This window comes from Streptomyces sp. NPDC088157 (assembly GCF_044741545.1).
In the GTDB taxonomy this organism is placed as follows: domain Bacteria; phylum Actinomycetota; class Actinomycetes; order Streptomycetales; family Streptomycetaceae; genus Streptomyces.
Map to the genome: position 1 here is coordinate 293,024 of NZ_JBIUSU010000010.1, position 24,661 is coordinate 317,684.

General features: G+C 69.5%; 18 protein-coding genes and 2 pseudogenes. 6 read left to right on the forward strand and 14 right to left on the reverse strand.

Going from position 1 to position 24,661, the window contains the following annotated elements; genetic code table 11:
• Positions 1 to 54 precede the first annotated feature (54 nt).
• From ACIPFH_RS35580 to ACIPFH_RS35590, 3 genes are all read right to left on the reverse strand, one after another.
• Positions 55 to 1,383 carry an enolase C-terminal domain-like protein gene (locus ACIPFH_RS35580; protein WP_401833350.1) on the reverse strand — a complete coding sequence of 443 codons (1,329 nt, stop codon included), beginning with the start codon at positions 1,381 to 1,383 and terminating at the stop codon, positions 55 to 57.
• Positions 1,384 to 1,453: 70 nt separating this feature from the next.
• A complete protein-coding gene (locus ACIPFH_RS35585; protein WP_401833182.1) occupies positions 1,454 to 2,791 on the reverse strand; it encodes a gluconate:H+ symporter in 1,338 nt (445 codons plus the stop codon).
• A 162-nt stretch (positions 2,792 to 2,953) separates the two neighbouring features.
• The gene (locus ACIPFH_RS35590; RefSeq protein ID WP_401833185.1) at positions 2,954 to 3,913 is read right to left on the reverse strand and encodes a 5-dehydro-4-deoxyglucarate dehydratase; all 960 of its coding nucleotides are present in this window, start codon (positions 3,911 to 3,913) and stop codon (positions 2,954 to 2,956) included.
• Between the two features lie 119 nt (positions 3,914 to 4,032).
• Here ACIPFH_RS35590 and ACIPFH_RS35595 point away from each other — a divergent pair, with 119 nt between their 5' ends.
• A complete protein-coding gene (locus tag ACIPFH_RS35595) occupies positions 4,033 to 4,821 on the forward strand; it encodes an IclR family transcriptional regulator (RefSeq protein ID WP_401833186.1) in 789 nt (262 codons plus the stop codon).
• A 410-nt stretch (positions 4,822 to 5,231) separates the two neighbouring features.
• On the opposite strand, the pseudogene ACIPFH_RS35600 reads toward ACIPFH_RS35595, so the two are convergent.
• Positions 5,232 to 5,513: pseudogene (locus ACIPFH_RS35600) on the reverse strand (RNA polymerase subunit sigma); the annotation flags it as partial.
• A 149-nt stretch (positions 5,514 to 5,662) separates the two neighbouring features.
• Between ACIPFH_RS35600 and ACIPFH_RS35605 the strand changes: the two are divergent.
• From ACIPFH_RS35605 to ACIPFH_RS35615, 3 genes are read left to right on the forward strand one after another with little or no spacing between them, the layout of a single operon-like run.
• Positions 5,663 to 7,009: an MFS transporter gene (locus tag ACIPFH_RS35605; protein WP_401833188.1), complete on the forward strand. Its 1,347-nt coding sequence runs from the start codon at positions 5,663 to 5,665 to the stop codon at positions 7,007 to 7,009.
• Complete coding sequence (locus tag ACIPFH_RS35610) at positions 7,006 to 8,376, forward strand: prolyl oligopeptidase family serine peptidase (protein ID WP_401833191.1); 1,371 nt, start codon at positions 7,006 to 7,008, stop codon at positions 8,374 to 8,376. Before ACIPFH_RS35605 ends, ACIPFH_RS35610 begins: the two co-directional genes overlap by 4 nt.
• A 52-nt stretch (positions 8,377 to 8,428) precedes the next feature.
• A complete protein-coding gene (locus ACIPFH_RS35615) occupies positions 8,429 to 9,271 on the forward strand; it encodes a PaaX family transcriptional regulator C-terminal domain-containing protein (RefSeq protein ID WP_401833194.1) in 843 nt (280 codons plus the stop codon).
• Here ACIPFH_RS35615 and ACIPFH_RS35620 read toward each other — a convergent pair.
• Complete coding sequence (locus ACIPFH_RS35620; RefSeq protein WP_401833195.1) at positions 9,268 to 9,702, reverse strand: hypothetical protein; 435 nt, start codon at positions 9,700 to 9,702, stop codon at positions 9,268 to 9,270. The two genes, ACIPFH_RS35615 and ACIPFH_RS35620, sit on opposite strands and share 4 nt — an antisense overlap.
• 169 nt (positions 9,703 to 9,871) lie before the next feature.
• Positions 9,872 to 10,658 (reverse strand): annotated as a pseudogene (locus tag ACIPFH_RS35625) (molybdopterin-dependent oxidoreductase); the annotation flags it as partial.
• A gap of 53 nt (positions 10,659 to 10,711) precedes the next feature.
• Here ACIPFH_RS35625 and ACIPFH_RS35630 point away from each other — a divergent pair.
• Positions 10,712 to 11,179, forward strand: a complete 468-nt coding sequence (locus ACIPFH_RS35630) for a DDE-type integrase/transposase/recombinase (RefSeq protein ID WP_401833197.1) — start codon at positions 10,712 to 10,714, stop codon at positions 11,177 to 11,179.
• A 69-nt stretch (positions 11,180 to 11,248) separates the two neighbouring features.
• On the opposite strand, the gene ACIPFH_RS35635 is transcribed toward ACIPFH_RS35630, so the two are convergent.
• The 5 genes from ACIPFH_RS35635 to ACIPFH_RS35655 form a co-directional block, all read right to left on the reverse strand.
• A complete protein-coding gene (locus ACIPFH_RS35635) occupies positions 11,249 to 13,018 on the reverse strand; it encodes an RICIN domain-containing protein (protein ID WP_401833199.1) in 1,770 nt (589 codons plus the stop codon).
• A 196-nt stretch (positions 13,019 to 13,214) separates the two neighbouring features.
• A complete protein-coding gene (locus ACIPFH_RS35640; protein WP_401833201.1) occupies positions 13,215 to 14,036 on the reverse strand; it encodes a carbohydrate ABC transporter permease in 822 nt (273 codons plus the stop codon).
• A complete protein-coding gene (locus ACIPFH_RS35645; protein WP_401833203.1) occupies positions 14,033 to 15,016 on the reverse strand; it encodes a carbohydrate ABC transporter permease in 984 nt (327 codons plus the stop codon). The genes ACIPFH_RS35640 and ACIPFH_RS35645 overlap by 4 nt, the downstream gene beginning before the upstream one ends.
• Before the next feature lie 112 nt (positions 15,017 to 15,128).
• Positions 15,129 to 16,382: an extracellular solute-binding protein gene (locus tag ACIPFH_RS35650; protein WP_401833204.1), complete on the reverse strand. Its 1,254-nt coding sequence runs from the start codon at positions 16,380 to 16,382 to the stop codon at positions 15,129 to 15,131.
• Between the two features lie 87 nt (positions 16,383 to 16,469).
• Positions 16,470 to 18,455, reverse strand: a complete 1,986-nt coding sequence (locus ACIPFH_RS35655; RefSeq protein WP_401833206.1) for a glycoside hydrolase family 127 protein — start codon at positions 18,453 to 18,455, stop codon at positions 16,470 to 16,472.
• 260 nt (positions 18,456 to 18,715) lie between these two features.
• Here ACIPFH_RS35655 and ACIPFH_RS35660 point away from each other — a divergent pair, with 260 nt between their 5' ends.
• Positions 18,716 to 19,735, forward strand: coding sequence for a LacI family DNA-binding transcriptional regulator (locus ACIPFH_RS35660; protein WP_401833207.1), 1,020 nt, complete (start codon positions 18,716 to 18,718; stop codon positions 19,733 to 19,735).
• Positions 19,736 to 20,533: 798 nt separating this feature from the next.
• Here ACIPFH_RS35660 and araD read toward each other — a convergent pair.
• From araD to araB, 3 genes are read right to left on the reverse strand one after another with little or no spacing between them, the layout of a single operon-like run.
• Complete coding sequence (gene araD / locus ACIPFH_RS35665; RefSeq protein ID WP_401833209.1) at positions 20,534 to 21,265, reverse strand: L-ribulose-5-phosphate 4-epimerase AraD; 732 nt, start codon at positions 21,263 to 21,265, stop codon at positions 20,534 to 20,536.
• Between the two features lie 23 nt (positions 21,266 to 21,288).
• The gene (gene araA, locus ACIPFH_RS35670; RefSeq protein WP_401833211.1) at positions 21,289 to 22,806 is read right to left on the reverse strand and encodes an L-arabinose isomerase; all 1,518 of its coding nucleotides are present in this window, start codon (positions 22,804 to 22,806) and stop codon (positions 21,289 to 21,291) included.
• 55 nt (positions 22,807 to 22,861) lie between these two features.
• Positions 22,862 to 24,541 (reverse strand): ribulokinase, encoded by a 1,680-nt coding sequence (gene araB, locus ACIPFH_RS35675; protein ID WP_401833214.1) that lies wholly within the window; start codon positions 24,539 to 24,541, stop codon positions 22,862 to 22,864.
• Between the last annotated feature and the right edge of the window lie 120 nt (positions 24,542 to 24,661).

Genomic DNA, 24,661 nt, shown 5'->3' on the forward strand with positions numbered 1-24,661 from the left:
AGAGGACGGTGCTCTCACCAGGACCGGAACGAAGGCGGGTCCACGGACAGTCGCCTACCGAACCAGGCAGGGGCGCCTACTGTCGAACTTCCAGTCAGGAATGAGGTATTGCATCGTGACTGCATCGTCGCGGCCCCCCAACCCCTTTTCCTGGTAGAGATCGTGGGCTGCGAGGAGCCGGTCCATGTCGAGGTGGACGCCCAGCCCCGGCGCGTCCGGGACCGCGATCTCACCACCGGTGATGAGCGGCGGGGCGGTGGTGAGGCGTTCCAGCCCTTCCTGCCATATCCAGTGGGTGTCCAGGGCGTTGTACTCGCCGGGGGCTGCGGCGCCGCAGTGGGTCACCATGGCCAGGGAGATGTCGAAGTGGTTGTTGGAGTGGCAGCCCCAGGTCAGTCCCATCGCGTTGCACAGCTGCGCCACCCGGACAGAGCCCTGCATGGTCCAGAAGTGTGGGTCGGCCAGCGGGATGGAGACCGACTGGAGGGCCAGAGCGTGGGTCATCTGACGCCAGTCGGTGGCGATCATGTTGGTCGCGGTGGGAAGGCCGGTGGCGCGGCGGAACTCGGCGAGGATCTCCCGTCCGGAGTAGCCGTCCTCGGCTCCGCAGGGGTCCTCGGCGTAGGCGAGCGTGCCGACCAGCGGCCGGCACAGTTCGATCGCCTCGCTCAGTGACCACGCGCCGTTCGGGTCGAGGGTGATGCGGGCCTCGGGGAAGCGGTCCTTGAGAGCTCGTACGGCCGCGACCTCCTCGGCGCCATTGAGGACGCCCCCCTTGAGCTTGAAGTCCCGGAATCCGTAGTGGCCGTAGGCCGCCTCGGCCTGACGGACGATCGCCTCGGGCGTCAGGGCCTCCTCGTGCCGGACCCGGTACCACTCAACGGGGGAGTCGGGTTCCCGGACGTACTCCAGGTCGGTCCGGTCTGGGTTACCCACGTAGAAGAGGTAGCCCAGCACCCGTACGGAATCCCGCTGTTGCCCGTCGCCCAGGAGCGCCGCGACGGGCACGTCGAGGTGCTGCCCGAGCAAGTCGAGCAGCGCCGACTCGATGGCGGTGACCGTGTGGACGGTGGTGCGCAGGTCGAAGGTCTGGGCGCCCCGTCCGCCGGTGTCGCGGTCGGCGAACCGGTCGCCGATCTCGCGCAGGACGCGCTTGTACTCGCCCACCTTCGCCCCGACGACCAGCGGTTCGGCGTCGCGCAGCGTCTGCGTGATCTTCTCCCCACCGGGTACTTCGCCCAGTCCGGTGCGTCCCTCGGAGTCGGTGAGGACGACGATGTTGCGGGTGAAGTAGGGGCCGTGGGCGCCGGAGAGGTTCAGCTCCATGCTGTCCCGGCCTGCGACCGGATAGACGGAGAGCGCCGTGACGGTCGGCTGTCCGATACTCATCGGGTGTCCTTCTGCGGGTGAGACGTGCGGGTGATCAGAGGTTTCCGGTTCAGGGGGTTCCGGTTCAAAGGCTGAGGATGTCGAGGGCCCACTCGGCCGCCAGGACGCCGCCCAGGCCGAGCACGGCGAGCACCGTCGTGTAGGTGGTGCGGACCTTGATCGCCTCGACGACGGAGAGGTTGAAATACTCCTTGAACAGCCAGAATCCAGGGTCGTTGACGTGGGAGCACGCGATGGAACCGCAGGCGACGGCGAGCACCATGATCTCCGGGTGGACCCCGCTGCCCGCCAGGAGCGGCAGCACCACGCCGGAGGCCGTGACGACGGCGACCGTCGCCGAGCCGAGCGCGATGCGGAGGATGACGGCGACGAGCCAGGCAAGGACGATCGGCGAGATGGACCAGCCGTCCGTGGCGTCCTTGATGTAGTCGGAGATCCCGCCTTCGACGAGGACGTTCTTGAAGGCCCCGCCGGCGCCGATCACCAGAAGGATCATTGCCATCGCCTTGGCCGCTGAGGTGCAGGAGGCGCCGACGTCGTCCAGGCTGCGGCCGATCCGCGGTCCGAACGCCCACGCCGCCAGGCAAAGGGTCAGCAGCAACGCGATCGGGGCCGAGCCGATGAAGGCGACGGCGTGCAGGAGCGGACTCTCGGTGGAGGTGGCCATGTCGGTCACGGCAGCGGCCACGATCAGCACCACGGGGAAGAGCGCCACGAACAGCGACCAACCCAGCCCGGGCATCTCCTCGTCGGTGAACTCGCGCTCGCTGACCAGTCCCTTGGGGATGGAAGGGTTCATCGCCTTGATGAATGGAAGACGAGGCCAGGTCAGGGCGATGAGCGCACCGGCGGGAACGGCTATGAACAGGCCGTAGAACAACGTGAGCCCGACGGAGGCGTGGAAGGTCGCGGCGACCGCGGTGGGGCCGGGGTGCGGCGGCAGGAAGCTGTGCATGGTGGACAGGGCGATGGACATCGGCAGGCCGACCCACAGCAGCTTCGTTCCGGTGACCCTGACCAGGGTGAAGGCTATGGGCACCACGATGACGAACGCGACCTCGTAGAACATGGTCACGCCGATCAGCATGGACGTGACCACCATGGCCACCTGAACCCCGCGGGGGCCGAAAGCGTCCAGCAGCTTGCCGGCTATACGCTGAGCGGCGCCCGAGTCCCCCATGACGCGGCCGACCATGGCACCTAGTCCGATGGTGAGCATGGTGTCGCCGATCTGGCCCCCGATGCCTTCGGAGAGGACGTCCGGGATGGTCGCCACCGGGATTCCCCGGACCAGTGCTACGCCGACCGCCACGAGCAGGAGGGCCGCGAAGCCGTTGACTTTCAGCTTGGTCATGAGGAGCAGCAGAATCAGAACACTGATCCCGACTACGAGTATGGGCATGACAGTTCCCCTTTGAACTGTTGGCTGGGCAGGCGGACGCCCCGTCGGCTCCGGGCGGCCCGATCGGCGTACGGCGAGAACGGCCGCAAGTCTCGGAAGGCAGAGGGCACTGGCGCGTGGCAGAGCCGGGGGGCGGCCGGGCACGAGAGGTGACCGGGTTCGTCAAGCGGGTCGTCGTACGGCGCCGACCAGGCTCAGACCGTGGTCCAGCACCTTCTCCAGATCGGCGAGGTCGACCGGGCCAGGGTCGGTGAGCGGGGCGCGCACCGGGCCGACCGGGAGGCCACGCAGCCGGGCGGCGGCCTTGACCAGGGAGACGGCGTAACCCGGCACCCGGTCGCGCAGTTCGACCAGCGGGACGTAGAACTCGCGCAGGAGTTTGGTCACGCCCGCATCGTCCCCGTCCCGCAGAGCGGCGAAGAAGGCGTTCGCGATCTCGGGTGCGAAGGCGTGGACGGCCGACGAGTAGGCGGGCACGCCGACGGTGGCGTAGGCACGGGCCTGGATCTCGGCGGTAGAGGCGCCGTTGAAGAAGAGGAAGCCGTCGGGCGCGGCCAGTGTGAGGCGCTGGAGCCGGTCGAGATCGCAGTGTCCGTCCTTCAGACCGATGACGGTGGGGATTTGTGCGATCCGGCGCAGACTGTCGGCGCTGAAGGCGACCTGACCGCGCTGGTACGCGATGAGTGGCAGCCGGGTGCCGTCGGCGATGTGGCGCAGCTGCTCCACCAGACCGTCCTGTGGTGCACCGACCAGGTAGTGGGGCAGTACCAGCGCGGCGTCCGCACCCACTTCCTCCGCGATACGGGCGAAGCGCAGCGCCTGTGCCCAGCCGTAGCCGATGCCCGCGACCACCGGCAACCGCCCGTCGGTGACCTCGACCGTGGTCCGCACGACAGCCCGGTACTCGTCCTCGTCCAGCGAGAAGAACTCCCCGGTCCCGCAGGCCGGGAACACCGCGCCGGGTGCGCTGTCCAACCGGTCGGCCAGGTATGCCCGGTAGGCGTCCAGGTCGAGGCCGCCGTCGTCCCGGAAGCTCGTGAGCGGGAAGGACAGTACCCCGCTCGCCATTCCCTCACGGAGCCGCTGGACGACCCCTGCGACCTCGGTGCTGATTGCTGTCATGCCTGTCGCCTGTCCCTGTATGCAGATGCTGTCTATGTATGCAGATGGAGGCTAGGACCATGAACCTGACGGGTCAATGGGTGCGCAGACACGAATAGACGCGGATTTACGATGAGCGCATGTCAGAGACGAGAGGCGTTCGCGGGGTGAAGTCAGCGGCCCGGACCGTCGTGCTGCTGGGACTCCTCGCCGAGCGGGGTGAGCAGCCCTCGCGCCTGGATCAGCTCGCGGAGGAGCTTGGTGTGCCGCGCAGCAGCATGTACCAGCTGCTCCAGACCCTCGTCGAATACGGCTGGGTCCGCACCGATGCCACCGGCTCCCTCTACGGCATCGGCATCCGCGCGCTGCTCACCGGCACCAGCTACCTCGACGGCGACCGGCGCATCCGCCTGGTCCGCCCGTACCTCGACGAAGCGTCGGACGCGCTCGGCGAGACGATCCACATGGCACGACTCGACGGCACGGACGTCGTCTACCTCGCCACCCGCGAGTCCCACGAGTACCTGCGCACCATCAGCCGGGTCGGCCGTCGCGTCCCGGCCCATGCGGGCGCGCTGGGCAAGGCGTTGCTCGCCGAGCGCGCCGACGACGAACTGCCCTTTACGGATGGGCTGTTGACCACCCTCACGAAGAACACGCACACCGACCGTGCCGCACTGCTCGCCGACCTGTCCCAGGTGCGCGAGCGCGGCTACTCCATCGACCGCGAGGAGACGGTGCCCGGTATCGCCGGCTTCGGCTTCGCCCTGCGGTACGACACACCGGCCACCGACGCCATCAGTTGCTCGGTGCCGGTGGCCCGGTTGACCAGGGAACACGAGGCCCGCATCATCTCCGTGATGCAGGAGATGCGAGCGAAGATCGAAACCCGCCTGCCGCCCGTCTCCGGCGTACCCGACTGGCGCTGAGGCCGCGAGCATACGCCCGGCACTTCGTCGTTGAACCGCCGGCGTTCCACCGACCGGACACTCGCCCGCAGTTCCTTCGCTGCCGACGGGGTCGGCCGGGCCACGAGCAGGAAGTCGAGCAGCCGGTCGCCGCCCCGGCCGTCGGCGGTGCCGATCCGGGTCGTCAGGGCGGGCCTGGTGGCCAGGGAGTTCCCGTCACGTCCGGTCAGGGCGAGACCGCCCACGACCGCGCCGGCCAGGGCGCAGGCCGGCGCGGGCAGCAGGGACGACCGCCCGGCGTGGGAACGGGTTGCGGCGGGGTGTGCCAGTGGCCGTACGCAGGTCTTGGCGGATCCGGACCGTCATCTGCTCCTTGGGGAACTGGTGGCGGCCCGCCGGCAGATCCCGCTCCACAAAGGGCAGATGACGGTCCGGCGCCGGTCGTCCAGCCGCCCGGCGATCTCCTCCGCGTGGTCGGCGACCTCCGCGACACCCGTCCCGGCCGCCGCGTCCGCGGCTGCCCGGTACCGCCGGTTGCCGCGCTCGTGGGAGCGAGACGTACTTGGCGATGCCGAGCAGCCAGGGCCGCAGCGAACCGCCGTCGGTCAGCTGGAAAGACGTGGTTGCACACCGAGCGAGCGCACTCGTCGTAGAGCTCCGCGAAGGGCGTCCGGATCCCTGGCGCGTATCCGGGTTCGCACATCTGTGGTCACGCTCGCAACTGCCTTTGGGGATCAGTGGGTTCCAGTGGCGCGCATCACATTCTCCCCGCATGCCCCCGCTAATGTTGTGCACTTTCTTTACGGTAGTCAGCAGGCAGCCTAATTTCATGGTGTCCTTCCCCCGCTCAAGGGAGAGCACGATGCCTCCGGCCCCCACCGCGTCAGAACGCACCCTCCAACTCCGCCGAGTCGCCCTCTCCGGCATGCTCGGCACCGCCGTCGAGTTCTACGACTTCCTCGTCTACGGCACGGTCGCCGCACTCGTGTTCGGCGAACTGTTCTTCCCCGGCGCCGACCCCGCCGTGGGCACGATCGCCGCGTTCGGCACCTTCGCCGCCGGATACGTGGCCCGCCCGATCGGCGGCATCGTCTTCGGCCACTTCGGCGACCGCCTCGGCCGCAAGAACATGCTGCTGCTCACGATGGGCCTGATGGGCGGTGCCAGCTTCCTCATCGGCGTACTGCCCACATACGACACCGCCGGTGTCTGGGCCCCGGTCCTGCTGATCACCCTGCGCGTGGTGCAGGGCATCGCCATCGGCGGTGAGTGGGGCGGCGCGACCCTGATGGTCGTGGAGCACGCGGGCGAGCGCCGCCGCGGCCTGTGGTCGAGCTTCACCCAGATGGGAGCCCCGCTCGGCTCCCTGATCTCCGCCTCCGTGGTCGCCCTGGTCTCCACCCTCCCCAAGGACCAGTTCGCGGCCTGGGGCTGGCGCGTGCCGTTCCTGCTGAGCGTGTTGCTGCTCGGCGTCGGCCTGTTCGTCCGCCTCAAGGTGGTCGAGAGTCCGCTGTTCGCCGAGGTGAAGAAGGACCGCGCCGAGTCGAGGCTCCCCATCCTCGACGTCCTGCGCCGCCCGAAGCCCGTGCTGCTGGCCTGCTGCGTCGGCATCGGCGCCTTCACCGCCCAGTCCCTGCTGACCAGTTACCTGATCGCGTACGCCACCGGCATCGGCTATCCCCGCCCGCAGGTGCTCACCGCGCTCACCGTCTCGGCCGCGGTCGCCCTGGTGGTCCTGCCCTGCGCGTCCGCGCTCTCCGACCGGATCGGCCGCCGCCCGGTCGTCCTCACCGGCGCGATCCTGTCCGCGGCCACCGCCTTCCCCGTCCTCGCGCTGGTCGACTCCAGGTCGTCGGGAGCCCTGATCCTGGCCGTCGTCATCGGCCACGGCATCTCCCAGTCGCTGATGTACGGCCCGCTGGGAGCCCTGTTCAGCGAGATGTTCGGCACCCGGGTCCGCTACACCGGCGCCTCCCTCGGCTACCAGGGCGCGACCCTCGTGAGCGCCGGATTCTCCCCGTTGATCGCCGGCAGCCTGGTCGCGAGCAGCGGCAACGGCACCCCCGTCGCCCTCCTGCTGTGCGGCGGCTCGCTGATCACCGCGCTGACGGTGTGGTTCGTCCGCGAGACGAGCCGTACCTCACTCGGCGACGAGCCCACCCCCGAACTCCCCACCACCCCCCACCACACCGAGGAGATCACCGCATGAGGCACGGCACCCGCATCGCTTGCACGGCAGCCCTCCTGCTCTGCCTCACCACCGCACCCGCGGCCACGGCGGCGGACGCGGACCCCACCCACGTGGACGGCAGGCTCCCCTCCGGGGCCACGTACATGATGGACGTCCCGGCCACCTGGAACGGCACCGTCCTCCTCTTCAGCCACGGCTACAACGCCGGCCCCGCCAACCCCGCCCAGGACGCCCCGGACGCCCCCACCAAGGCCCTTCTCCTCCAGCAGGGTTACGCCCTCATCGGCTCCTCGTACGCCAGCACCGGCTGGGCGGTCACCGACGCGGTCCCCGACCAGCTGGCCACCCTGAAGGCCTTCACCACCCGCTTCGGCCAGGCCTCCCGCACCATCGCGTGGGGACGGTCGTACGGAGGCCTGGTCACCACCGCGATAGCCGAGCGCGCCCCAGACGAGATCGACGGCTCGCTCTCCATGTGCGGCCTGGTCCATGGTGGCGTGGCCAACTGGAACAACACCCTCGACCCGGTGTTCGCCCTCAAGACGCTCCTGGGCTCCGACGTCCCGCTGGTGAACCTCCCCAGCCAGGAGGCGGCCACCGACGCGGCGAACACCCTCACCGCCAAGGTCGACTCCGCCCAGTCCACGGCCGAGGGCCGGGCCCGTATCGCCCTCGCCACGGCCCTGCACAACATCCCGGTGTGGAACGCGCCCACCCAGACCCGCCCCGCCGCGAACGACTGGGACGCCCAGCAGGCCAACCAGTACGACGCCGTCAAGGGCCTGCTGAAGATGGCCGCCTTCAACCGCCGCCAGGAGGCCGAGGTGCGGGCGGGCGGCAACATGTCCTGGAACACCGGCGTCGACTACGCACGGCTGCTCGGGAAGTCCTCCGTCCGCAAGGAGGTCACCGCGCTGTACAAGAAGGCCGGCCTCTCCCTGACCAAGGACCTCGCCGCCCTCAACCGGGCCCCGCGCGTCACCGCGGACCCGGCCGCCGTCGCCTGGATGGGCACCACCAGCAGCTTCACCGGCAAGCTGGCCAAGCCCCAGCTCTCCATCCACACCATCGGCGACCCTCTGGTCCCCGTCCAGACGGAAAGCGCCCTGCGACGAGCCGTGACGGCCGCCGGCGCCGCCCCCCTCCTTCGCCAGGCGTACGTCGACAACGCCGGCCACTGCACCTTCAGCCCCGCCGAACAACTGGCCGCCCTCCACACCCTGGAGGACCGCCTGACCATCGGCAGCTGGCAGGGCACCGACCCGGCGTCCCTCAACTCCCGCGCCACCGAGGCCGACCCCACCACCCCCACCCGTTACATCACGTACCGTCCCACCCCCTACCTCCGCCCCTACGACCTTGCCCACCCCGCCGACCGCCGGTGACCTCGTACGACCGCCTGCCGCACGGTCGGCGGGCGGTCGTACCCTTGCCCCCGTGGAGGACGACGACATCCTGGACACCGCGGAGGGGCCGCAGCCGCGCCCGCAGTCGCTCATGCTCACCTTCTTCGGCAATCACGTCCTGGAGGAGGGGGACCTGGGCGTCTACTCGGGCAGCATCATCGACGTCCTGGGCCGCGTGGGCGTGGGTGAACAGGCCGTACGCTCCACCCTCACCCGCATGGTCAACCGAGGCCTGCTCCAGCGTCAGCGCGAGGGCCGCAAGATGTTCTTCGGCCTGACCCCGCAGGCCGGCCGCGTCCTGATCGACGGCCGCACCCGCATCTGGAAGCAGGGCGCCGTCAACGACGACTGGGACGGCTCCTGGACCCTGCTCGGCTTCTCCCTGCCCGACGCCTGGAAACGCCAGCGCCACGACCTGCGCTCACGGCTCAGCTGGTCCGGATTCGGCGCGCTGTACAGCGGCCTGTGGATTGCCCCCGGGCACGTGGGCGTCTCCAGGGTGGTCACCGACCTCGGTCTCACGGCCCACGTCAAGATCTTCCACGCCCAGGCCGCCGAGGTGACCGACATCGAGCAGATGATCTGCGGCACCTGGGACCTGGAGTCCATCGCCGCCCGCTATGTCGCCTTCGACAAGCGCTGGAGCGCCCACCTGGGAAACGGCACCGACCACGACCCGATCGGCACCCGGCTCCGCCTGGTGAGCGACTGGCTCCGGACCATCCGCGCGGACCCGAGACTCCCGGCCCGCCACCTTCCCCCGGCCTGGCCGGCCCGCCCCGCCCAGGAAACCTTCCACCGCGTCGCGCAACAGACCCACCCGGCGCTGACGGCAGCCCGAGCGACTCTGGAGACGACACATCTCCGCAGCTAGTCCAGTGCGATGAGGTGGCGGATCTCCGGGACGGTCAGGTCGATCAGGTCGCTGCTGCGCACTGAACGGTTCGGGTCGGTGTTCCGGACGGGCTTCGCGCTGACGGCGACGGCGGCGAGGAAGGCCAGCGCTGGCATCGCCAGGGTGAGGTGGCGATGCCAGGAGGTCCAGTGGCGAACCTGGATGCCCTCGTCTTGGCCGGGCGCGTGCTCACGTAATCGACTGCAGCGATGAACATTCAGATCCTCGCGGGGGACGCCGAGGGTGAAGGTGGCGTCTCCCTGGTAGATGTCGTCGATGCGGGTGGCGTCGAGGAGCGCGTGGTCGCCGACGGACATGATCACGCGGAGGCGGTTGGCGTTGTCGCTGGTGGAGCGGCCGTCGAGCGTGTAGGTGCGGTTCGTGCGGGACACCTGGCCGTTGGTGGTCACGGTCTGGTGGTCGCTCCACATACCGGTCTGGTCGTCGGTGTTCTCGTCCGGCGTCTACTGGTGGTCGATCGCGGTCGTGACGGTCCGCTCGACCGTCGTCGTGACCCGGCCGTGGGAGGTGTCCAGGTAGCCGGTGACCTTCAACCGGTCCTTGCCGTCGGTCACCAGGTGGCGCAGCGAACCGTCGGTGGGTCTTGATGGGCGCCTTGCGGGCCCACTTGCGTCTGACCCAGTAGGGGTCGTAGGCGTCGAAGGTGGTGAGCTTGATGTCCTCGATCCACTTGCACGCGGAGACGTAGCAAGCCGTGGTCGAAGGGCAGCGGTTCGTCGTTCATGCCGACGGCGAGCAGCGCGTCGCGGCCGTCCATGACGTCCTCGAGCGGGCTGCCGATGGTCATGCCGTCCACGGAGCGGGCCACGAGCTGATCGGCGGGCCCTCCCCTGGAGGGAGGCTGAATTCCGCACTCGGCCAGCAGGTCGGCCAGGCGCACGCCGATCCAGCGGGCGTTGCCCACGTAAGGGCCGCCGACCTCGTTCGACACACACGTCAGCGTGATGTCCCGCTCGACCAGCTCCCGCCTCAGCAGGTCCTCGAAGGACAACGTCACCGGGCGGGCGACACCGTGCCCATGAACGCGCAGGCGCCACGCGCTCGCATCCACCTTCGGCACGACCAGGGCGGTGTCGACCCTGTAGAAACCCTTGCCGGACGTCATGAAGGAGCTCACCCGGGGGATCCGCAGCTACGCGCCCGCGGGCACCTCCGCAGCCGGCGATGCCGGAGCGGGCACCTCCGCAGCCGGCGATGCCGGAGCGGGCAGGTGCAGTTTTCTGCGTGAGGTCACCGCGTCGCGGCCGCTCGCCCCGTTCAGGACCCGGCCGAACACTCCTGCACCCGCGGATGCGGCGGCTGCAGCGCTCGCCGCGAGGACGAACCCCCGCCGGTCCCACCCCTGCTGCCCGAGCGTCGCGAAGGCATACGGTGGCCCGATGCGCCGTCGTCCGGCTGATGCGCGACCTTGGCCTTGAGGGCGCCCGACGAGGGAGGAAGATCCGCGCCACCATCCGGGACGACGGCCACGGGCGGTGGGTGGCCGACTTCACCCAAGTGGCCACCTGGTCCGGGATCGTCTACGTCGCGTTCGTCGTCGACGTGTTCTCCCGGGCGATCGTCGGCTGGTCCACCGTCACCAGCAAGCGGGCCAAACTCGTCCTCGACCTACCTGTGGGGGCGGGACCGCGCCGGGACTCCCGTTGTTCCGGGCCGGTTCATCATTTGAATGCGGGCAGTCAGTACACGTCTTTCGCCTTCACCGCCCACCTCCTCGAGGTCGGCATCGAAGTCTCGATCGGCACCGTCGGGGACGCCTTGGAGAACACCCTCATGGAATCCCGGATCGGCCTCGTCGGCGTACGACGGCACGTGGAAGCGGCTCGGCTCACGTCTGGCGCGGCACCTCGCAGGCGCACTGCGTGAAGTCGCCCGCTGTACGCGGTGGCCCCGCGTCTGCCGTGGTTGGCGGGCGCGGGGCCGTTGGCGGGTGTATCAGCGGGAGGTGAGATTCCAGAGGTGGTCGGCGGTGCCGTTGTCGGTCCACTGGATGACCTGGGCGCCGGAAGTGGTGCTCATGTTGGTGACGCCGAGCAGACGGCCACTGTTGTAGTTGGCGATCTTGTAGTAGCCGCCCGGTGCCGGGATGACCTGCCAGAGGTGGTCGGCGGTGCCGTTGTCACCCCAGATGAGGGCGGTGCCGCCGTCGCTGGTGCCGGCGTTGGTGATACCGAGCAGCAGCCCGCTCTTCTGGTTGACGATCTTGTAGAGACCCGAGCCTGCGGACACGAGGGTCCAGTTCTGGTCGGTGCCCGTGGTGGACGTGGACTGCACGACCGAGGTGCCCTGAGCGGTGCCCGCGTTCTGTGTGTCCAGGGCGAGTCCGCTGTTCTTGTTGGTGATCTGGTAGCGCCCGGCCAGGGAGGTGTCGGTGCCGCTGGGGGTGATGACCAGGTGGTAGCCGTCGGAGGCGTTCATCGCCACCGGAACGGTGATCGAGCCGTTCGTGACCGTGTAGTCGGCGTCGGAGACGGTGATCGGACCGGGGGAGGCGGTCGTACGGCCGGTGTTCGGGCTGTACTCCAGCTTGACGTGGACCGTGGAGCCGAAGGCCGACAGGGACGACAGACCGTTGACCGTCACCGCGCAGGAGCCGCTGCAGCCGCCGGCGACGACGCTGATCTGGTTGCCGGAGCCGTTGAGGGAGGCGATGCCGTCGATGCCGGTCTGGGCGGGAGGCGTGGTGACGAGCATGTTCCCGGACATGTCGCCGTACCACTTGTACGTCCAGTACGAGCCGTTGGGCGAGCCGCCGGTGTCGGTCAGGGTGTCGCCGAGCGTGCCGTAGTGGTTCCAGAAGGCGAGTTCGGCGTCACGTACGCCGGCCCGCTCGAACTTCGCGGCGTAGCTGATGAGCGCGCCGGAGTTGCCCATCTCGGACGGCGTGCCGTACTCCTCGATGTCGATCGGGCGCGGGCTGAGGCCGAGGCTGGACTCCAGGGCGCGGTAGTCGGCGATGTGGGCGGCTATGTTCGCGCTGCTCTGCAGCTCGTGCCAGGCGATGACGTCAGGCACGGTGTTGTTGGCGATGGCGTCCTGGAGGAACGTCTGCATCTTCGCGCGGGTGTACGTCGCGAAGCTGGGACCCTGGATTGGGGTGGTGGTGTCCTTGGAGCGGATCTCCTTGTACGTCGTGCTCCATGCGGCGTCGAACGGGCCGGCGTGGGTGGTGTCCCAATTCGCGTCGGGCTCGTTCCAGATGGCCCATGCCGAGATGTTGGTGACGTTGGAGGCCTTCACGGCGGCGATCTGCTTGTCCACGGCGGACAGCCAGTCGCTCATGCTGACCCACTTGTAGGGGAAGTCCGGGTACCAGTCCGGCATCCGTGCGACCACCTTGGCGCCGGCGCGGGCCGCCTTCGGCGCCACGACCAGGGCGTCACCGGCGGGCTTGGGCTCGCCGTTGGGCAGCTGGGAGCCGCCCGGTGCCATCTGTACGAAGGTGTTCGGCTTCAGCGCCTGGACCAGGCTGTCGGCAGGGGTGGTGTCGTCGGCGAGGCCGTAGAGGCTGCCCGTGCCGACGTGGGTGACCGGGCGCAGGGTCTGGTTGGCGTTGACCACCAGAGTGGTGGAGGAGGTGGGGGTGGCCTGGGCGGAGGTGCCCGTCAGGACGACGGCCGTTGTGGCCAGGGCCGTGGCGAGGGCGGCGGCGGTGGCGCGGCCGAGGGTGGCTCTGCGGCGGTGACGGGAGCTCAGGTATGACATCAGCGGCTCTCCTGAGTGCTGGATGGGAGGTGCTGGTGGCGGGGTGCGCCGGGGTGGGGCGGCTCGGGGGATAGGCCGGACCGATCGCAGGGGACGTGAACCCATGTGACGGGTGGCAGTCCTACGTGGTGTACGAGCGAGGCGGCGGAGCACGGCCCCGCCTGGTTGGTGGGGCGGGGGCGGTGGGCACGGGTGCTCAGTCCTTGACCGCGCCCGCGGTCACGCCGGCGGCCACGTAGCGCTGGGCGAGGACGAGCAGCACCGCGGCCGGCAGGGACGCGACGACGGCGGTGGCCATGATCGCGTTCCACTCCTGGTTGTTGTTGCCGATGTAGTGGTAGATACCGAGGGTGATCGGCCGCCAGTCGCCGCCGCCGTCGAGGGTGTTGGCGAAGACGAAGTCGGACCAGGCCCACAGGAAGCTGAAGAGCGAGACCGTGACGATGGCGTTGCGGCTCACCGGCAGGACGACGGACCGGAAGGTGCGCCAGGTGCCGGCACCGTCGATGCGGGCCGCGGCGATGAGTTCGCCGGGGATGCCCGACATGAACGCCGTGAAGATCATGACGCCGAAGGGCACGGCGATGGTCGAGTCCGCGATGATCAGGCCCCACCAGGAGTTGAGCAGGCCGAGGTCGAGGAAGATGCCGTAGAAGCCCATCGCCATGACGATGCCGGGGATCATCTGGGCGACCAGCAGCACCAAACCGAGGAACCCTCCGCCGAAAGGCCGGAGCTTGGCCAGCGCGAAACCGGCCGGGGCGGCGAGGACCAGGGTGAGGACGACCGTGCCCAGACCGATGAGCAGGCTGGTGCCGAGGTAGGGCATCTGGTCGTTGAGCACCGCTCGGTAGCCCTCGAAGGTGGGATGCAGCGGCAGCAGATCGGGTGGACTCTTGCGCATGTCCTGCTGCGGGGTCAGGGACACGTTCAGCATCCAGTACACCGGGAACAGCATCACAGCGGTGAGCACGAGCCCGATGACGGTGTAACGGCGGGATCCGGTACGTGACTTCACGCTTCCTGCCTCCTCTGGACACGGATGTACAGCAGGCCGAAGACGAGGGCGATGAGGATGAGGATGTTGCCGACGGCCGCGCCCGGGCCGAACTTCGGCAGCAGGGTGCCGAATCCGAGCTGGTAGGACCAGGTGGCCAGGGTGGACGAGGCGTCACCCGGGCCGCCCTTGGTCATGATCCAGATCAGGTCGAACACCTTGAGGGTGTAGACGAGACCCAGCAGCAGCGTGATCGCGGACACCGGGCGCAGCAGCGGGAAGGTGATCCGCCGGAACTGCTGCCAGGCGCTCGCCCCGTCCAGGGACGCGGCCTCGTACAACTCACCGGGGATGTTCTGCAGGCCGCTGTAGAGGATGACGAGGTTGAACGGGATGCCGATCCAGATGTTGGCGATGATGACCGAGGGCAGCGCCCAGTCCGGTGAGTTGAGCCAGTCGACCGGGGCCACGCCCACGAAGTGGAGGGCGTAGTTGAGGACACCGGACTCGCTGTTGAACATCCACGACCAGGTCGACGCCGACACGATCAGCGGCAGCAGCCAGGGGATCAGGAACAGCGCGCGGAGGGTGCCGGCCAGCCGGAAGTGGCGGTTGAAGAAGACCGCGAGGGCGAGGCCGGCGGCGTACTGGAAGGCGATCGACACGAAGGTGAAGATCATGGTGTGGCGCATCGCTGGGCCGAACGTGGGATCGTCCAGGACGGTCCTGAAGTTGTCCAGCCCCGAGAAGGGCGCGTCGCCCGCCACGAACGAGCGAACGGTGTAGTCGCGCAGGCTCAGGTCGAGGTTGCGGTACAGGGGATAGACGTAGAACGCGGCGAGGTAGACGGCCAGCGGCGCGAGAAACGCCAGTGCGGTCAGCCGGCTCTTGCGCCGCTGGCGGCGCCGGAGCGCCGACACGTCCGTCGGGTCGGCGGTGCCGGTCGACCCGGACCTGACCGGGGACCGCTGTGCGCGGCGGTCGACGCGGGCGATGGTCATGCGAACTCCTGTGTGCGGGTGGCCTGCCCGGGGCGGTGGCGGTGTCCGGACGGTTCGGGTGTCGTGCGGTCCTGCCGGAGGATGCCCTGGGTGTCCACGAGGACCTCGAGTGTCAGCTCTTGCCCTTGTCGGCGGCCTTCTGCGCGGTCTCGAGAGCGGCCTGCGGGCTCTGGCCGCCGGACAGGGCGCTCTGCACAGCGGTCCACATCGGCTGGGAGATGGTCGGGTACTTGGTCCCCAGACCACCACTGGTGCGACCACGCGCCGCGGCCACCGCGTCGACCCACGGCTTGAGCTTCGGGTTCGCCGCGACCTGCTTGGCCTGCACCGCCGCGGTCGGGGCGACGTACGCCAGCGTGGTGTCCGTGGACAGCAGGTTGGCGGAGTTGGTCAGGCACGTGACGATCTTCTTGCTGACGTCGTAGCGTGCGCTGTCCTTCTGCACGGGCACCGTGACGAACTCGCCGCCGGTCGGTACCGGAGCCGCACCGCTGTTCTGCGCCGGGATGCTGATGACGCCGTAGCCGAAGCCGGCCTTCTCCGCGTTGCCGAGCTGCCAGGTGCCGTTCTCGCCGAACGCGTAGTCACCGGTGGCGAACTCCTGCCAGCTGGTGGTCTGGGTGTTCTGCAGAACGTCCTTGGGCGCGTACCCGGCGTCGACCCACTGCTTCCACAGGGACAGCGCGGCCACGCCCTTCGACGAGTCGAGCTTGGTCAGGTCACCGCCGGAGCCCCAGAACCACGGCAGGAACTGGAAGCTGCCCTCCTCGGTATTGATCGCGGAGAAGGTGATGCCCTTCTTGCCGGCGTCCTTGACCTTCTTCAGGGCCGCCGTCAGCGAGGCCCAGTCCTTGATGGAGGCGGGGTCGACGTGGGCGGCGGAGAGCACCTTCTCGTTGTAGTAGAGCGCGAGGGTGTTGGCGCCGATCGGCACGCCGTAGGAGGCGCCGTCGATCGTGCCCGCGCCGAGGATGTTCTTCTGGATGGGCTTCGTGTCCAGGCCGAGGTCGCTCGTCTTGTTGAGGATCCCCGCCTCCACCAGCGTGGAGACGACGGGGTTGTCGACGAGCATCACGTCGGGGGCGTTGCCCTGCTGGGCGGCGAGCAGGGCCTTGTTGCCCAGGTCGGTGGTGTCCATGCCGGTGCGCTTGATCTTGACCCCGGCGTCGGTGCCGCACTTGGTGACGAGCTTGCCCCAGGCGGAGGAGGCGTCGAACTGCGGGTACGGGTCCCAGAAGGTGTACGTTCCGCCGGCGTGGCCGGACCCGGAGGCGGACGAGTCGGAACCACCGCCGCAGGCGGCGACGGAGGTGAGCGTGCCGACGGCGGCAATGGCGGCGATCAGGGTACGGCGGGAGTTTCTCACGGTGACCTCGTTGTCTTTGGGGCGGCTCGTAGGGAGCGGTAGGAGGAGGAAGAAGGAGGGGAAGCGGAAGAGGAGGACGGGGAGGGGTCAGGAGGTCGGCAGCCAGATGCGCATGCTGCCGTCCTCGCGGTTGGCCCAGGCGTAGTAGGGGATGGCGGTGAGTTCGACGGGGTCGCCGTCCGTCTCGGGGGCCGCGCTGTCGGCGGAGGCGTACGGCCACCAGCCTGCGTCGGGGATGTGCCGCCGTCGGCCGGTCGCCGCGACCGTGGTGACGCCGCCGAGCAGGTCCGGGCGGTGCTGCACCGCGAGGGGGCGGGTGGTGTCGAGGACGATGTCGTCCAGATCGCCGCCGGGGTGGTCGACCCCTTCCAGGCAGTACACGAGCGGTCCACGCTCGATCGCCACGCAGCCGCGTACGGCGTCCACCCGGGGGTCCGCGGCGGTGAGGCGGGGCTCCAGGGTGAGTTCGAGGACGACCTGGTCGCCGGGCGCCCAGGTGCGCTCCAGCCGCATCCAGCCGTCGCTGACCGGCGCGTCACTCTGGTCGTACGCCGTGTCCCCGCACCGGACCCGGAACTCGCGGCACCACTGGGGGATGCGCAGCGAGAGGGTCCAGGGACGGTCGGCCGGGGTCTCCTCGACGGTCAGGCCGATCGTGCCCTGCCAGGGGTAGTCGGTCTCGGCGCGCACCGCGACCGGGGTCCCGTCGAGGTCGCCGGCGTAGCGCCCGGTGGCGTACTGGTGGATCTGCAGGCCGCCTGCGTCACTGGAGGCGAGGTAGTGCTCCAGGGAGGCCAGCAGCCGCATCACGTTGGGCGGGCAGCAGGCGCACCGGAACCAGCGGGTGCGGCGGGCCGACTGGTCGCCGCCGGGGTCGGTGTGCCCGTCGCGGACCTGGAGCGGGTTCACGTACAGCCAGCTCTCGCCGTCCAGGGAGACCCCGGCCAGGAAGCCGTTGAACAGGGTGCGTTCGATCAGGTCGGAGTAGCGGGCCTCGCCGGTGAGCAGGGCCATGCGGCAGTTCCACTGGATGGAGGCGATGGCGGCGCAGGTCTCGCAGTACGCGCGCTCGTTGGGGAGTTCGTACGGGTCGCCAAAGTCCTCCTCGTCGTGGTGTGCGCCCAGCCCGCCGGTCACATGCGTCTTCGTGGCGGTCATCGCCGACCACAGCCGTTCGGCGGCGGCGCGCAGTTCGGCGTCCTCCGTCTCGGTCGCCAGATCGGTGGCGGCGGCCAACAGGTACAACTGACGTACGGCGTGCCCCTCGACGTTGGTCGCCTCGCGCAGGGGGACGCGGTCCTGGCAGTACGCCTCGCTGCCGAGCAGGCCGTGGCCGAAGCGGTCGACGAAGTAGCCGGCGAGGTCGAGGTAGCGGCGTTCGCCGGTCTCCCGGTACAGCTCCACCAGGGCGGTCTCGACCTCGGGGTGGCCGTCGATGCCGTCGATGGGCTTGCCGCTGCCGGGCAGGCCGAAGACCGAGTCGATGTGGTCGGCGAACTTCACGGCCACGTCGAGCAGTTCGGTACGGCCGGTGGACCGGTGATGGGCCACCGCGGCCTGGATGAGGTGACCGGCGCAGTACAACTCGTGTCCCCAGCGCAGGTCCTGGTACCGCTCACCGCCCTTGAGCAGCTGGAACCACGTGTTCAGATAGCCGTCGGGCTGCTGCGCGTCGGCGACGAGGGCGACGATCTGCTCCACGTCCGCGGCGAGCGGGCCCTCGTCCTCGGGTGTCCGCCGGGCGAGCTGCCAGGACGCGGCCTCCAGCCACTTGTAGACATCCGAGTCCACGAACGGGTACCCGCCCTGGAACTCACCCTCGGCGATGCCGGCCGCGATCCGCAGGTTGTTCAGGTTTCCCGCGGACTCCAACAGATTTGGGCCCTGCGGGATGGAGGTACGGGCGTTCACTGCACGCCGGGTGCCCCAGAAGCCGGCACGCATCTCGACGGTGGCGGGGACCAGCGCGGCCTTGGCGCCCGGACCGAGGCGGACCGGACCCGTGGGGCTGCCTCCCGCATCGGACGAGGCCGAGGACGGGGAGGAAGACACGGCTGAACGTGGGCGGGGCATGGCTCTCCGAAGAGGTAGAGGGGGAAGCGGGTGGGGCCGGCGCACGGTGGGTGTCATGGCGTCCCGGGAAGACCGCGTAGGCGGTGCTCCGCCTCTCGGACCCGCCTGAGAAATCGTTTTTCTGTCGGAAACGTAGGTAGCCGACGAGCGTGAGTCAAGGGGGTACGGCAACTATTTGCCGTACCTCGTCAAAGCTGGTCAGTGGGTGCGAACAATGCCAGTATGTGCATCGCCGACGTCATCTAGGAAAAGGATTGCGCGTGACCGTCGTTCCAGGGTCCCCTTCAGCCGGTCGGGCGAAGCTCGCCGACGTTGCCAAGCTGGCCGGTGTCAGCGTCGGTACGGCCTCGAAAGCGCTGAACGGCAACGGCAGGATGCGGCCCGAGACACGGCAGCGCGTCCTGGCAGCCGTGGAGGAGCTCGACTTCCGCCCCAACCAGCATGCGCAGAGCCTGCACACCGGCCGCAGCTGGACCGTGGGGCTGATGACCACCGACGGCATCGGCCGCTTCAGCACTCCTGTCCTGCTCGGCGCCGAAGACGCGCTCGGGGCCGGGAAGATCTCCGTGCTGCTGTGCGACACCCGTGGCGACGCCATCCGCGAACAACACCACCTGCGCAACCTCACGGACCGCCGGGTGGACGGCATCATCGTGACCGGCCGCCGCACCGACCCGCGTCCTCCGCTCAAGGGCATCGATCCGATACCGACGGTCTACGCGCTCTCCCCGTCCACCGATCCGGACGACATTTCCGTCGTCTCCGACGACCGGAGCGGAGCGCAGCTCGCCGTCGATCATCTGCTGGCGACGGGCCGCACCCGGATCGCGCACATCACCGGCCCCGCACACCACGCGGCCGCCCGCGACCGCGCCCACCACACCGTCGAGCTGCTCGAACGCGCCTCGCTCGAACTCTCCACCGGCCGTGTCCACTTCGGCGAGTGGAGCGAGGCATGGGGGCGCCGCGCCGCCGAGGCGGTCCTGCGTACCGCGCCGGACACGGACGCCGTCTTCTGCGGCAACGACCAGATCGCCAGGGGCGTCGCCGACACCCTGCGCGAGAACGGCCTGGACGTTCCCGGCCGGGTCGCCATCGTGGGCTACGACAACTGGGACGTCATGGCCCTGGCCTGCCGCCCGCCCCTCACCACGATCGACACGGACCTCGCCGAGATCGGCCGACAGGCCGCCCTGCGGCTGCTGGACGCCATCGGCTCGGAGCCGGAGCCCGGCCTGCACACCGTTCCCTGCCGACTCGTCGTCCGCGAGTCCAGCTGAACTCCGCCTCAGCGGCTCGTGCGGGGCTGAGTAGGGCGGGTGCGGCTTGGCGGCACGTGGCGCCACGTAGGTGTCGCCACTGATCAAAGGCGGTAGATCTGGCCGAGCTGTGCGCCTGATGCGCCGTCGACGGGAGTCCTGCTATGTGAGTTGCCGTTGCCACTGACGGATACAGCAGCGGTGATTCCGGTGTCGGCGCGACTGTGATCATCTCCGCAGTCGAACCGGACTCGGCGGTGCACCGCACCGTCTCGGGACCCCGGCCGCGTGGCGACGTTCGAGACCGGTCTCGTCGGCGTTGAGCACGGGCCATCGGTGCGAAGGCGTTCGGCGTCCCAGCGGGCGTACCACGGTAGGTGCTGCTTCGGCCCCAGCCGGGTACGGTCGCCTGCTCGGTATGACGTGTCCGCCGTGTCTCTACGGGTGCCGCGGCCGTCGAGGAAGCGGAGCAGCACAGCAGCCTCCGCGCGGAGCTGCGCGACTCCGATATCCCCCACACCGCACTCGCTCGGCTCACAGTGTGCTGCCTCAGTGACACCGGAACTGCCTCAGCGTTATTCAGTGCGGTGAGTGTGGTGCGCAAGGCGCTCGCCATGGCCTTGTCGCGCGCGCATCCCTTTCGGGAGGGCTTGACGCATAGCAACACGATGAGACATGCCCGGACTCTATGGCCGCGCTCCTGGTCCGACGACGCGTGCGCGACCGCAACCGATCCAGGAGACCGGCCCGATGACACCCGAGGCGGCCCCGCCGACCGTGGTAGGTCGGCGGGGCCTACTCCCAGAATTACGAGACTCGTCAAACGGGCGCAGTGATGTCCTGTTCCGGGTTGCCGTAGTAGGCATCGGGGCCGTGTTTGCGCGTGTAGTGGCGGGTCAGGAGGTGTGGGGGTGGCGGTGCGGTGGGGTTGAGGGACAGGGTGTGGAGGGCGATGTCGGCGACGGCTTCGCAGATGATCGCGTGTTCCAGGGACTTGCGGGCGGTGGCGCCCCAGGTGAAGGGTCCGTGGTTGGCGACCAGCGCGGCGGGGACCTCGACGGCCTTGTGGTCGTCTCCTTCCCACAGGTCCACGATGACGCGGCCGGTGTTGTACTCGTAGTCCTTGGCGCACTCCTCCTTGGTGAGGTCGCGGGTGACGGGGAGGGGGCCGTTGAAGGTGTCGGCGTGGGTGGTGCCCAGCACCGGTATCTCGCGGCGCGCCTGGGCGAAGGCCACCGCGTGGGTGGAGTGGGTGTGGGTCACGCCGCCGATGGAGGGGAAGGCGAGGTAGAGGCAGCGGTGGGTCTCGGTGTCGGTGGAGGGACGCAGGTCGCCCGCGACGACCGCTCCGTCGGACAGGCGGACCGTCACCAGGTCGTCGAGGGTGAGGTCCTCGTAGGCGACGCCGGAGGGCTTGATGACGAAGACCCCCGCGTCCCGGTCGACTCCGCTCACATTGCCCCATGTCAGGGTGGCGAGGCCGACCTGCGGGATGGCGAGGTTCGCGTCCAGTACCTCTTGCCGCAGACCGTCGCGGACACTCGTGGTCATCGGTGTGCTCCTTGTACCGGCGGTCACAGGGCTAGGGCGAGACGGTGATAGGCGGCGTTCCACCGGACTTCCTTGGCGAACTGTCCGGTCGTGGTGTTCTCGTCGATGGTGAGCAGTTCGACGCCGGCCATCTCCGCGAAGTCGGTGAGTGTCTCGCTGTCCACGGCGGAGCTGAGGACGGTGTGGTGCGGGGCGCCGGCGAGCAGCCAGCTCTCGGCGGACTCAGCCAGGGAGGGGCGGGGCTTCCACACGGCGTGGGCCACGGGCAGGCGGCCCAGGGGTTCGCTGGGGGCGACGACGTCCACGGTGTTGGCGGTGAGGCGGAAGCGGTCACCCAGGTCGGACAGGCCGACGACCACCGCCGGGCCGGGGGCGGCGTCGAAGACCAGACGGACCGGGTCCTCGCGGCCGCCGATGGACAGGGGGTGGATCTCGCAGCGGGGGCGGGCGGCGGCGATGGACGGGCAGACCTCCAGCATGTGGGCGCCGAGGATGCGCGGGGTGCCCGGGCCGAGGTGGTAGGTGTAGTCCTCCATGAAGCTGGTCCCGCCGGGTCGGCCGAGGCCCATGGCCTTCATGGTGCGCAGCAGGGCGGAGGTCTTCCAGTCGCCTTCGCCGCCGAAGCCGTACCCGTCGGCCATCAGGCGTTGCACGGCCAGGCCGGGCAGTTGGCGAAGTCCGCCCAGGTCCTCGAAGTTGGTGGTGAAGGCGGTGAAGCCGCCCTCGGTGAGGAAGGCGCGCAGGCCCAGCTCCTGGCGGGCGGCGTACAACAGGGAGTCGTGGCGGATGCCACCGGGACGCAAGGCCGGCACCACGTCGTAGGACTCGACGTACTCGGCGGCGAGTTCGGCGGCGGCCTTGTCCTCGACGGTGTCGACGACGGCAACCAGGTCGTTCACGCCGTAGGTGTTCACGGAGAAGCCGAACCGCATCTGTGCCTCGACCTTGTCGCCTTCGGTGACGGCGACGTCCCGCATATTGTCGCCGAAGCGCGCCAGGCGCAGAGTGCGCGCCGCTTGCCTGCCGACGGCGGCCCGGGCCCAGGCGGCGACGCGCCCCACGACGCGGGGGTCGGTCGCGTGACCGGCGACGACCTTACGGGTGATACCGAGCCGTTGCTCGATGTGCGCGAACTCGCGGTCGCCGTGGGCGGCCTGGTTCAGGTTCATGAAGTTCATGTCGATGCTCGGCCAGGGCAGCGACAGGTTGTACTGGGTGTGCAGGTGCAGCACGGGCCGGTCCAGGGCGCTGAGTCCGGCGATCCACATCTTCGCCGGCGAGAAGGTGTGCATCCACAGGATCACGCCCGCGCACCGGTCGGAGGTGGTGGCCTCCAGGCACAGGCGGCGGATCGAGTCGGCGTCGGTGAGGACCGGCTTCCACACGATGCGCAGGGGAATCTCGTTCGCCGCGTCGAGGCGCTCGGCGATCTGCCGGGACTGGTGGGCGACCTGCTGCAGGGTCTCTTCGCCGTACAGAGCCTGGCTGCCGGTGAGGAACCAGATCTCCTGGTGGTCGTTGGTCGAGGCTGGTGTGGTCATGACGGGGACCTGTCTTTCGTGTCTGGGGGGCTTTCTGGGGGGGGGGGCGTGGCGCTCAGGCGGACGCTTCGGCGCGGAGGCGGCGCAGGCGGTGCATGACGTCGTTGGCGCCGCGGCCGAAGTAGTCGTGCAGCAGCCGGTACTCGGCGTACAGGCGGTCGTAGGCCGCGGCCTGTTCGGGGTCGGGCTGGTACACGCCGCGGTGGACCTTGCCCATCGCGGCGGCCGCGGCCCCGATGTCGCGGTACGCTCCGGCGGCGACCGCGGCGTGCATGGCGGCCCCGAGAGCGGGGCCCTGGGCGGAGCCGATGACGCTGAGCGGACGGCGGGTGACATCGGCGTAGATCTGCATGAGCAGGGTGTTCTTGGTCAGGCCGCCCGCGATGACGAGTTCGGTCACCGGCACGCCGGCCGTCTCGAAGGCCTCGATGATGGTGCGGGTGCCGAAGGCGGTGGCTTCCAGCAGTGCTCGGTAGACGTCTTCCGGGCGGGTGGACAGCGTCAGTCCGACCAGCACGCCGCTGAGGTCGTGGTCGACCAGGACGGAACGGTTGCCGCTGTGCCAGTCCAGGGCGATCAGCCCGTGCTTCCCCACTTTCTGCTCGGCCGCGAGGGCCGTCAGGTGTTCGTGCGCGTCGCGGCTCAGCGCGGCGGCTTCCTGGGCGTACGACGCGGGGAACCCGGTGCGGACGAACCAGCCGAAGATGTCGCCGACGCCGCTCTGTCCGGCCTCGTAGCCCCACAGCCCCGGCAGGATGCCGCCGTCCACGACCCCGCACATGCCCGGCACCTCGGCCTGCTGGTCGGAGCTCATGACATGGCAGGTCGAGGTCCCCATGATGGCGACCATCTGCCCCGGCTCCACGGCCGCCGCCGCGGGCGCCGTCACATGGGCGTCGACGTTGCCCACGCACACCGTGATGCCCTCGGGCAGTCCCGTCCAGGCGGCGGCCTCGGCCGTCAGCGTCCCGGCCGGCTCGCCCAGCTCGCCGATCGGCTGGTCCAGTTTGTCGGACACGAAACCGGCGAAGTCCGGGTTCAGTGCCGCGAGGTAGTCGCGGGAGGGGTACGCGCCGTTCTGGAACTGGCCCTTGTAGCCGGCGGTGCAGGCGTTGCGGACGTACGTTCCGCACAGCCGCCACACGATCCAGTCCGCCGCCTCCACCCACCGCTCGGTGCGGCCGTAGACCTCCGGGTCCTCCTCCAGCAGCTGCAGCGCCTTGGCGAACTCCCACTCCGAGGAGATCTTCCCGCCGTAGCGCGCCAGCCACGGCTCCTTGCGCTCCGCCGCGAGCGCGTTGATCCGGTCCGCGTGGGCCTGGGCGGCGTGGTGGCGCCACAGCTTGACGTAGGCGTGCGGCCGGCCGGCGAGACCGGGCAGTTCGCACAAGGGGGTGCCGTCGGCGAGGACCGGCAGCACCGTGCAGGCGGTGAAGTCCGTGCCGATGCCGATCACCTGCTCCGGCCGCACTCCGGCACGGGCCAGCGCCTCAGGTACGGCGGTGCGCATCACGTCGATGTAGTCGGACGGCACCTGGAGTGCCCAGTCGGGCGGCAGCCTGGTGCCGTCGGGCAGTTCCCGGTCCAGGACCGCGTGGGTGTACGCGTGTTCTGCCGTCCCCAGCTCCGCCCCGTCGCGGACGCGGACCACCACGGCCCGCCCGGACAGGGTGCCGAAGTCGACTCCTACGACGCAGGGTTCGAGGTGTGCGAGGTCATCGCGGTCTGTGGCCACAACGGCTGTCCTTCTGGTGAGGTGATCATGCTGGCGGCTACCCAGGGTCGATGTTCGTAATATCGACCATCGTTCGACATTGCGAATAAAGGTGAGGGGCCTAGCAGTGGACGCCAGGCC

Coding starts and splice junctions, on each gene's coding strand:
- ACIPFH_RS35605 (WP_401833188.1), top strand. CDS start 5,663: ATGCCTCCGGCCCCCACCGCGTCAGAACGCACCCTCCAACTCCGCCGA.
- ACIPFH_RS35585 (WP_401833182.1), bottom strand. CDS start 2,791: ATGCCCATACTCGTAGTCGGGATCAGTGTTCTGATTCTGCTGCTCCTC.
- ACIPFH_RS35610 (WP_401833191.1), top strand. CDS start 7,006: ATGAGGCACGGCACCCGCATCGCTTGCACGGCAGCCCTCCTGCTCTGC.
- ACIPFH_RS35595 (WP_401833186.1), top strand. CDS start 4,033: ATGTCAGAGACGAGAGGCGTTCGCGGGGTGAAGTCAGCGGCCCGGACC.
- ACIPFH_RS35635 (WP_401833199.1), bottom strand. CDS start 13,018: ATGTCATACCTGAGCTCCCGTCACCGCCGCAGAGCCACCCTCGGCCGC.
- ACIPFH_RS35645 (WP_401833203.1), bottom strand. CDS start 15,016: ATGACCATCGCCCGCGTCGACCGCCGCGCACAGCGGTCCCCGGTCAGG.
- ACIPFH_RS35590 (WP_401833185.1), bottom strand. CDS start 3,913: ATGACAGCAATCAGCACCGAGGTCGCAGGGGTCGTCCAGCGGCTCCGT.
- ACIPFH_RS35630 (WP_401833197.1), top strand. CDS start 10,712: ATGCGCGACCTTGGCCTTGAGGGCGCCCGACGAGGGAGGAAGATCCGC.
- araA (WP_401833211.1), bottom strand. CDS start 22,806: ATGACCACACCAGCCTCGACCAACGACCACCAGGAGATCTGGTTCCTC.
- ACIPFH_RS35655 (WP_401833206.1), bottom strand. CDS start 18,455: ATGCCCCGCCCACGTTCAGCCGTGTCTTCCTCCCCGTCCTCGGCCTCG.
- araD (WP_401833209.1), bottom strand. CDS start 21,265: ATGACCACGAGTGTCCGCGACGGTCTGCGGCAAGAGGTACTGGACGCG.